Below are 7208 nucleotides of genomic sequence, written 5' to 3'. Positions count from 1 at the left end.
ACCAGTACCAGGATGCCTCCGTCGTAACATATAGCAACCGCCATCCCAATTTAGGACATCGCGAGGGGGAGCTGGCAATCGCGGTGGAAGCTGGGGGAGAAAGATGTGCTTTGTGAACTCGGGCTGTCCTACACTCACTGAATACAGCTATAGCGTTTCTCGAATGGATGAGGTACGGAAGATCCCCCTAAATCCACGGCAGTCGTTCTACTTGGGGAAACCCCAAGACCACGCTGCCTCCCCTTATGAAGGGGGACTTAAGATTGAAAATCAGTGAGGGCTGATTTGAGAACCTCGATATAGATAGCGCACCTCAAATCTAAAATCTAAAATCTCAAACCACGAGGACTGGTTTTCTTCAGCCCAATTTCAGTGAAAGATGTTAGTAATTAAGGAAATTGCCGATCGACGATCGCCGTTCCCTTTCTAACATGAGTAACGTTCCAGATTTTTCGGACCACAACTATCAGATCGTTCGCGAACTCGGGCACAATCGATCCGGGGGGCGCATCACCTACCTCGCCACGCAGACGCCAACCCAGCAACCCGTCGCCATCAAACAGTTTCAGTTTGCCCGCAGCGGTTCCGATTGGTCTGGCTACGACACCTACGATCGCGAAATTCGGGTGTTGCAGGAGTTGAACCATCCCGGCATTCCCCAATATCTCGACTCCTTTGAAACCGACGATGGCTTCTGTTTGGTGCAGGAATACAAACCCGCCACCTCTCTGGCCGAACCCCGCAGCTTTTCCCCAGCGGAAATCAAGCGCATTGCCATCGCCTTATTGGAAATTTTGGTCTACTTGCAAGACCGCTTTCCGCCCATCATCCATCGCGATATCAAGCCGGAAAATATCCTCGTGGGGGAACCCGATGAGGGGGGAAATCGATCGGTGTATTTAGTGGATTTTGGGTTTGCCCGCATCGGCGACGGGGAAGTTGCCGTGAGTAGCGTCGTCAAGGGAACCCTGGGGTTTATGCCTCCCGAACAGCTTTTCAACCGCCAACTCACGGAAGCCTCGGATTTATATGGGGTGGGGGCGAGTTTGATTTGTTTGCTCACTCAAACGAAATCGATCGATATCGGCGATCTGATCGATAGCAACTACCGGATCGAGTTCAAACACCTGGTGCCCAAACTCAGCCTGCCCTGGATTGCCTGGTTGGAGAAACTGGTGCAACCCAACCTCGATCGTCGCTATAGCAACGCCTCAGAAGCCCTAGAAGCCCTCAAACCCATCTACGTGACGCGATCGCCCTCGGTGAAATGGCATCCCGAGACCCTCGAATTTCAGGCGACGAAGCTGGGGGAAAAGATGACGAAAACCCTCACCGTTCGCAATACGATCGCCGACACCCTATTATCGGGACGTTGGGAAATCGCCCCCCACAAGAGCGATGGTACCCAAGACACCGAAACCCATCCCTGGATTTCTATCCATCCGCCCCAGTTCGAGGCCAATCGGGCACTCTGTAAAGTGACGGTACGCACGGGCAAACTGCGGGCAAACCAAACCTATCAGCGTCAGTTGATTCTCCACGGCAATACCCCGGAAGCGACGCACGAAATCCCCCTGACGGTGAAAACGGCCCCCATCCCCCTGCAAACCCTCAAACCGCCCATTGGCAAACTGGCGGCGTTACTCGGTTCTGCCTTTGCCCTCTCTTTTGGCTTCGAGGTGTGGTGGCGCTCTTCGACGGGTATGGCAGAATGGATCGTGACCTTAATCGATCGCATCTGGTCGCTGTAGTGAGTGGAGGATGAGGACAATGAAACCCGATCGCCAGCCCCCGGAAACATCTCGATCGAAGTTTGAAGCCAAGTTTGAATCGAAGTTCGTCTGGGAACGCTTCGAGGGCAAACTCGAAACCCTTAAGAACAAACTCCACATCTCGAACGATAAAGGGTTTTGGCTGACGGTGGTGGGATTGTTACTTGCCCCCATCGCCCTGACGTATCTCTTCTACGGCGTTTTTATCTTTTCCCATTCTATTGTCAGTGTCGTGCTGAAACTGATAGCATTCGCGCTACTGATTGGGGCGATCGGATTGGTGTATTTAGGGGTTCCCGCATTATTGATTTGGGGTATTTCCAACACGATTAAATCCATGGGAGAGAATGGATTCGATCGGATATTTTCCCTAGCGATTCCGTTATTAACCGTAGCATTGGGCGCGAGTTTTGGATTGGTTTTCCTCGCAGGAAACTTGCAGAATATCGGATTAGTTGCGATCGCGTTGGTGGGCATTCCTTGGGCGATTATGTTGGCGTATCTGCCGGTGCAGCAAATGCGGCGAATCAAGCAATATCGTCAGTCGGAACGGTATTTAATCGAACCTTGATGGATAAACCGGGGGAAATAAATCCTCCACAGCCATCCCCCACCCCGGAACCACAGGTTCCGCATCCGCAATGTCACCTCGCCGATAAACCCTCGGAACTCCCGGTTCGCTGGCATGGTAAACCTTCACCCATTGCCCTTGCAGAACGTCTACATCCCACACCACCTGGGTACCGGCATCGAAATAGTCCGCCCGTTTCATCGCCATCCGTTTTTCAGCACTTTCCCCGTAATCGTTTTCGCTGCGAATCTCCACGGCAAAAATTGGCGCGCCATCGAGAAATCGACCGGGTTGAGACGGGGGTTCGCCGATAAAAAACGATACATCCGGACTGAACGATCGCCGTTTGGGTAAATCTGCGATAATAGCTTCGAGGCGTTCTCCCCCATCCACGAAAATGGTCACGTTGCACCGTGGGGGCAAATCGACGACAAATCCGAGATTATCGGGAATCGCATAACCGCTGCGGGTGAGGCGTTCGTAATCCCGCAGACTGGCATAGATTTCACCCCCAGCCCGCCCCGGTAAAAATCCGGTGGCTGACATCACGACGATTTCTCCATCGACGAGTTCGGCTTTACCCGTTTCGGGAATACGATAGAGGTCTTCAAGGGTGGCTTCGGTTTTGACGCTCATAGGTGTTCGACTCGCATCAATTCTATAGTATCTCGATACTTTTTCATCCTTCGCAGGGTGAGTGTCGCGATCGAAACGATTCACCCTGTAACGAACTCTCAATCATCCACTGAAGCAAAATGCGATATCGACTAAGAATCGATCGCATTAGCCATCAATTGCCGTTTAAACGGAGACTTAAAACCCAGAACAATATCTTCCGGGGGTACGCCAGCTTCTACCAACTCATTGGCAATTCCCACTTCAGTGCCATCACTCTGAATCCAGATTTTGCCATCCTTAATATCGAGATGAATTAAACTTTCATATTGTCGCCGTTCGCCATTCCAACCCACCATCATCAGGAGATAATGGTGACCGATCGGATCGATAACAAGCTGCTCTTCATATTCAGATTCTTGAATCTCATCTTCAAGTGAGGTTGAACTGTGTGCGTTGATGATTTTTTGTACTAATTTAGAATATTCTAATCTATCCATTCGACGATCGCCTATGGCAGCGAAGCAACGCGATGAAATACAATTGCGAGTGGATGAAAACCCGAGCTTTCAAAAAAACGATGTGCTCGATCGTTCTTAAATCCTGACTCTAACAGAAAATATTGAGCATTTTCTTGACAACCCCACTCAATCACCCGATCGACAAGCTGCCTCCCGATTTGTCTACCTTGATAATCGGGGAGTACTCCTAAATCCTCCAACCAACATTCAAGATGTCCAGCGTCAGTCTCTCTAAGACTTGCCAATGCAAAACCTGCAATATTTCCCTCAATAGTGGCGACAAATCCGCCTTCTTTTTCTTGAGAGCGATCTATCAGTCTAAGCACCTCTTCTCGAAAAATTTCAACGGCATTTTGGGCGGGTAAACCCGAACGATCTGCAAGTCCGCAAGCGAGTTCTCCAAAACTGACATAAGTGGAGTCATAAACTCGATCGTAGATTTCTACAACCTGGCTTACATCTTCAATCGCCATTCTTCTAATCTGCATATCCGATCTGATAAAATTTTGCTCTACGAATTCACGATTTTTGTTTGACTTCTCTGTTTTTCTTGGAGAAGATACGATCGAGCAAACCCAATTCGATCGCCTCAAAAACGACCGTAACTCCGCCCCGAATACCCTGCATTCCCAGTCGTATACCGGTTATTTTCCCCCGGTTCCCACCTCACCGCCTCCGAATCGTCTTCCCGGCGACGAAGGCACTTCCACTCAAAAGCTGTATTCGGCGGTAACTCCGATACCACCCCCGTCCAAACCGGTGCGGAATCACCCCGTCCGTCAACGATATATTGATAGTAGACATTCGGATCGAGGGGAATGGCGCGTTCCGGGTTCCACTCCCCCAATTCCGGCAGATTGCCGGTGATGTAGACGCTTTCTCCTGGGGTGGTAAATCCTCGATCGCAAACAAAATTCACTGAAGTCGTTGCCGCCACCGATACCAACTCAAAGGTAAAGGTTTTCGGCGCATCCACCAATATCCCCTGGGACTTGGCCAGAATCCGATTGTTCCCCGCATTCGTCCATCCTCGCCTTGCTGCCTCCAACTCCGCGACGCTATTCCACTGCGGTAGTGGCGAACCGTTCAAACTCACCTCCGTCGCTGCCGCATCTTCCACCACCAACTCCACGAGATTCGATCGCACTTCTACCCCATCGGCAAAGCCACCGTTCACGTTTTGGGCTGCTTCCACCGTCACCTGAACGGTATCCTCATCGACCTGCTGCTGGGTTAATTCAGTCGTCCGGTAACTGTAGGATGGGCGATCGCCATCGTATTCCAGGGTTTCCCCATCATCTTCGTAGAGGGTAAAACTCGATGCCGCCTCATCCGCCCAGACCCGCACAACCAAATCCTCCGGGCGCGTTCCATCCTTCCGATTCCCGAACGCATCCTTCGTATTCTCATCCACCGCCATCATCGGCACGATCGCCCCGGCGCGAACGAAGACAGGTAACCGGAACACCCCCTCTCGATACGCGGGGAGGTTAGCAACGGTTTCGCCGGAACTCTCGATCCATTCATTGGAGTAGTAATCGATCCAGCGACCCTCGGGCAGGTACATATCCCGTTCGTACTCCCCGTGACGGGCGACAATTCCCACCATCAAATCCCGGCCGATGAGTTTTTGATGTCCCATTTGCCGTACTTCCGAATCGTTTTGATAGTAAAACATCGGAGGCGACACCACCGGTTCTCCCTGGAGATGGGCGCGGTAGGCGAGGCTGTAGTAGTAGGGAATCAGTTCGTAACGCTGCTGGAGGTTGGCGAGGTTGCTGTCTGCCTTGCCGACGAGGTGGGGGGAAGTGGCGTAGGGGGGCGAGACGGTGACGAATTCGTTATCGGTGTGGGGGCGAACGGGAACGTCAAACCAGGCACTATTGGCAAACCATTGGGTATACATTTCCCCTTCGTAACCGCGATAGTTGCCCTGGCGATCGTTTTCGGGCATCGCCTCCTTGCGAAACCCACCAATATCGGAACCGTAATAGTCGATACCCGCCAGAGACATATGTATCTGGGCGTTGAAATGGGTTGCCAGGGAGGAGAGGCGGGCGGCGATATCCCCAGACCACATGGCGGTTCCGTAGCGTTGGGTTCCGGCAGTTCCCGATCGGGTCAAAGTAAAGGGACGCGGGTTCGTCACCCCCAGATTGTCCGTTTCCCCCGCATTCTCAACGTACCCCTGCCAAATCGATCGATTCCACAGCAGGTTGTAGAGGTTGTGGATATCGGCATGTTCGTTTTTCCCCAGGGCAACCCCTTCGTAACAAGCTGCCGCGTCGAAGCGTTCCGGTTCTCCCAAATCCGTCCAATGGACATTAATGCCCAAACTCACCAAATTGGGAAAACGCCGTCGATCGTGAATCCAGTCTCCGGTAGCCGAATCCGACCAATCCAGCATCGAACCGATACCCCAAAAGTCCAACGCTTGCAGTTCGATCGGGTTGGACTGGAAATTGGGATTGCAAGTTCCGTTGCGGCGTTGGTAAGCAACTAAATTTGTAGGAATCTCCCGGAAGGTGTCCGTGGCGTTGGCGAGATAGGATTCTTCGATCGCCGCCAGTCGGATGCCATCAGCCGCGTATTCTTGGATTTTTTCGGCGGGATTGGGGAAGAAATAGCGATCGTCGGCCACGAGGGGATCTTGATTTTCATCCCAGTCGAGGCGACCCATGGTACTGCGCGCCGGTTCGTTGGGGGCAATGCCACCAAACCAGTTTAAATCCAACACGAAGCCATCTACGGGAAAGTTGCGATCGCGCAACCCAGCCAGCAGGGTATCGATTTGCCCCCAGTTGTCGTAGCCGAATTCCGACACCCACAACCCAAATGCACGACGTGGGGGAACGGGGGGTCGTCCGGTGAGTTCCATGTAATCCGCCCGCAAATCCGGCAAATCTGCCCCAGTCATGATGTAGAATCGGATGCGATCGCCGAACATCTCCACTTCCCAAGGAGAGGCGGTGAAATCCCATCGCTGCTTGTAAACGTTATCCAGAAATAGGGCGTAGTTGAGGTTATCTTCCCCCAAGGCGTACATGAGGGGAATTTGCACGTTACCCACCACGCCGCCATCGAAGAACTCGAAGGTATTGCCGAAGTCTCCCCCCTCGCGAACTCCCAACGCCGTCCAGTCGCCATCGGCGGAACCTTCAATATTGAACTGCTGTCCGAGTCCGTACACCTGCTGAATTTGACCGGGTTCGAGATTGAATCCTTTGAAATCTTCGGTCAGGTTTTGGGGGCAAAGGGTGGTGAGTTCGGCATTCTGGGTTTTGTCGCGAACCGTCAGGCAGAGGGTGGTTTCGTCGATTTCGACGCGCAGTTCTGGCGTTTCGATCGCATTTCCGAAGTCAGTTATCGATGTGGGGCCGGTGTAGTCGGTTTTAAAGACCATCGGGGAAGTTGCGATCGCCTCAGTCACGCTGCCTGCGGGAGAAATCTCAACCCGAATCAGGTCATCGTCGAGTATTTCGAGGGTTAAGTTGCCGGTTGGGGTATCGAACTGTTTGCGCAACACTTGCGCCTCTGCCGCAATGGGAAAGGTGAGAGAGGTTGCTAGAGTCAAGGGGATTGCGAACCAACGAAAGTGCATCATCAAGGGATTCGATCGTTACTTGAACCTGAGATTTAGGGTTGAGTGTAACTCGATCGTCCAGACACGGCAATATTTTGATGATGGTTCGATCGAAATCGTCGTTATTCGTTATCCTATGTTGACGA

At 52.2% G+C, this 7208-nt stretch carries 6 protein-coding genes; 2 read left to right on the top strand and 4 right to left on the bottom strand.

Annotated features, from left to right (window positions below):
• Positions 1-431: 431 nt before the first annotated feature.
• Positions 432-1751, top strand: coding sequence for a serine/threonine protein kinase (locus AC2215_RS12320; protein ID WP_486810300.1), 1320 nt, complete (start codon positions 432-434; stop codon positions 1749-1751).
• A 19-nt stretch (positions 1752-1770) separates the two neighbouring features.
• Entirely contained in the window at positions 1771-2343 is a 573-nt protein-coding gene (locus AC2215_RS12315; RefSeq protein ID WP_486810299.1) for a hypothetical protein, read from the top strand.
• Here AC2215_RS12315 and AC2215_RS12310 read toward each other — a convergent pair.
• The 4 genes from AC2215_RS12310 to AC2215_RS12295 all read right to left on the bottom strand — a co-directional run bounded on the left by AC2215_RS12310 (position 2329) and on the right by AC2215_RS12295 (position 7053).
• Positions 2329-2979: a Uma2 family endonuclease gene (locus tag AC2215_RS12310; protein WP_486810298.1), complete on the bottom strand. Its 651-nt coding sequence runs from the start codon at positions 2977-2979 to the stop codon at positions 2329-2331. The two genes, AC2215_RS12315 and AC2215_RS12310, sit on opposite strands and share 15 nt — an antisense overlap.
• Positions 2980-3110: 131 nt before the next feature.
• The gene (locus AC2215_RS12305; RefSeq protein ID WP_486810297.1) at positions 3111-3458 is read right to left on the bottom strand and encodes a XisI protein; all 348 of its coding nucleotides are present in this window, start codon (positions 3456-3458) and stop codon (positions 3111-3113) included.
• An 11-nt stretch (positions 3459-3469) separates the two neighbouring features.
• Positions 3470-3952, bottom strand: coding sequence for a GNAT family N-acetyltransferase (locus AC2215_RS12300; RefSeq protein WP_486810296.1), 483 nt, complete (start codon positions 3950-3952; stop codon positions 3470-3472).
• A 116-nt stretch (positions 3953-4068) separates the two neighbouring features.
• Positions 4069-7053 carry a TIM-barrel domain-containing protein gene (locus AC2215_RS12295; RefSeq protein ID WP_486810295.1) on the bottom strand — a complete coding sequence of 995 codons (2985 nt, stop codon included), beginning with the start codon at positions 7051-7053 and terminating at the stop codon, positions 4069-4071.
• Positions 7054-7208 lie beyond the last annotated feature (155 nt).

This window comes from Zarconia sp. (genome assembly GCF_057467645.1).
Note: the sequence above shows the minus strand (reverse complement) of the source record. Positions and strands in the feature narration are given on the sequence as shown.

Excerpts from the sequence above, each read along its gene's own strand:
- AC2215_RS12320 (WP_486810300.1), top strand. The coding sequence starts at position 432 with ATGAGTAACGTTCCAGATTTTTCGGACCACAACTATCAGATCGTTCGC.
- AC2215_RS12315 (WP_486810299.1), top strand. The coding sequence starts at position 1,771 with ATGAAACCCGATCGCCAGCCCCCGGAAACATCTCGATCGAAGTTTGAA.
- AC2215_RS12310 (WP_486810298.1), bottom strand. The coding sequence starts at position 2,979 with ATGAGCGTCAAAACCGAAGCCACCCTTGAAGACCTCTATCGTATTCCC.
- AC2215_RS12305 (WP_486810297.1), bottom strand. The coding sequence starts at position 3,458 with ATGGATAGATTAGAATATTCTAAATTAGTACAAAAAATCATCAACGCA.
- AC2215_RS12300 (WP_486810296.1), bottom strand. The coding sequence starts at position 3,952 with ATGGCGATTGAAGATGTAAGCCAGGTTGTAGAAATCTACGATCGAGTT.